Source organism: Mesorhizobium sp. M4A.F.Ca.ET.020.02.1.1, assembly GCF_004022645.1.
Classification (GTDB): domain Bacteria; phylum Pseudomonadota; class Alphaproteobacteria; order Rhizobiales; family Rhizobiaceae; genus Mesorhizobium.
Genome location: NZ_RZOI01001003.1, coordinates 1 through 1703 on the forward strand (window position 1 = coordinate 1; position 1703 = coordinate 1703).

General features: G+C 65.4%; 2 protein-coding genes. Both read left to right on the forward strand.

Going from position 1 to position 1703, the window contains the following annotated elements; translation table 11 throughout:
- Positions 1-169 precede the first annotated feature (169 nt).
- Positions 170-853, forward strand: coding sequence for an HAD-IA family hydrolase (locus EN742_RS34145; protein WP_126057035.1), 684 nt, complete (start codon positions 170-172; stop codon positions 851-853).
- Positions 850-1703, forward strand: an 854-nt coding sequence (locus EN742_RS34150) for an FGGY family carbohydrate kinase (protein ID WP_245492467.1), incomplete at its 3' end; no start/stop codon positions are given. The genes EN742_RS34145 and EN742_RS34150, both read left to right, overlap by 4 nt.

Sequence of the window (1703 nt, forward strand, 5' to 3'; positions counted from 1 at the left end):
CCCCCGGCGCCTGGCTTGCCATGGAGGACATCTATGGCGATGTCGGCCGTTCCGCCGCCTTCGCCGAGGCCTTTGCCCATGCGCTCGACGTCTTGTGGGCAAACGGCGCGCGCGAGACGCTGACGCGCTATCTCGCCGGCCAGCTCTGAAGCCGCCGGAAGCAGCCAGGATGACGCCTGAACTGGTCATCTTCGACTGTGACGGCGTGCTGGTCGACAGCGAGGCGCTGTCGGTCTCGGCACTGCTCGGCATGATCGCGCTCGCCGGCGGCATGGTCTCGGAGGATGCCGCCTACGAGCACTTCCTCGGCAAGAGCATGAAGAGCGTGCGCGAGATCCTCGGCAGCGAGTTTGGGCTCGAGATCAGCGACCAGCACCTCACCACGATGCGCGTCGACCTGATGCGCAAGTTCCGTGAGGAATTGAAGCCGATCCCCGGCATCAAGGAGGTGCTACCGAAACTTGGCCTGCCTTTTTGTGTCGCGTCCTCCGGCACGCTGGAGCGCATCCGCTACGCGCTCGAGGTCACCGGGCTGCTCGGGCTGATGGAGCCGCATTTGTTCAGCGCCGCCATGGTCAAGCGCGGCAAGCCGGCGCCGGACCTTTTCCTCCATGCCGCCGCCAGCATGCGGGCAAAACCGCGCAAATGCCTGGTCATCGAGGACAGTCCGGCCGGCGTCGCCGCGGCCCGCGCGGCGGGGATGCGGGTCTTTGCCTTCACCGGCGGCTCGCATGCCGACAACCCCGCCTTGAAAGCGCGGCTTGCGTCGAGTGAACCGGACTTTATATTCGCTGACATGCTGCAATTGCCCGATCTGATTGCAGGCCTGGGAGCGAGAGTAAAAGCATCTTGACCAACAGTTTCGTTTGCGCGGTCGATGTCGGCACCGGGAGCGCCCGCGCGGGCATTCTCGACTCCCGTGGCACCCTGCTCGGGCGCGCCGATCATCCGATCGCCATGCATCAGCCCAAGGCCGATCACGCCGAGCATGATTCGCGCGATATCTGGTCGGCCGTCTGCAAGGCCGTGCGCGCCGCCGTCGCCAAGGCCGGGGTCGCGGCCGATGATGTCGTCGGCATTTCCTTCGACGCCACCTGCTCGCTCGTGGTGCGAGGCAGGGATAGCGAACAACTCAGTGTTTCGGTCACCGGCGAAAAGCGCTGGGACACCATCGTCTGGCTCGACCATCGCGCCATCGCCGAAGCCGACGAATGCACGGCGAGCGGCCACGCCGTCCTCGATTATATCGGCGGCGTCATGTCGCCGGAAATGGCGACGCCCAAGCTCATGTGGCTGAAGCGCCATTTGCCCGGAACATGGAACGAAGCCGGCTATCTGTTCGACCTCACTGATTTCCTGACCTGGAAGGCGACCGGCTCGCTGGCTCGCTCGCAATGCACGCTGACCGCCAAGTGGACCTATCTGGCGCATGAGAAGACAAGCTGGCGGCGCGACTTCTTCGAGGCCGTTGGCCTCGGCGACCTGTTCGAGCACGGCAATTTGCCGGAAAAGGCCAGTCCGGTTGGCGCCGATATCGGCCCGTTGACGGCGCAAGCGGCGGCAGAGCTGGGCCTGACCGAAAAATGCCGGGTCGGCGCCGGCGTCATCGACGCCTATGCCGGCGCGCTCGGCGTCCTCGGTGGCTTTGCCGGCGACGAAAAGAACATCAGCCGGCATCTGGCGCTGATCGCCGGCACCTCTTC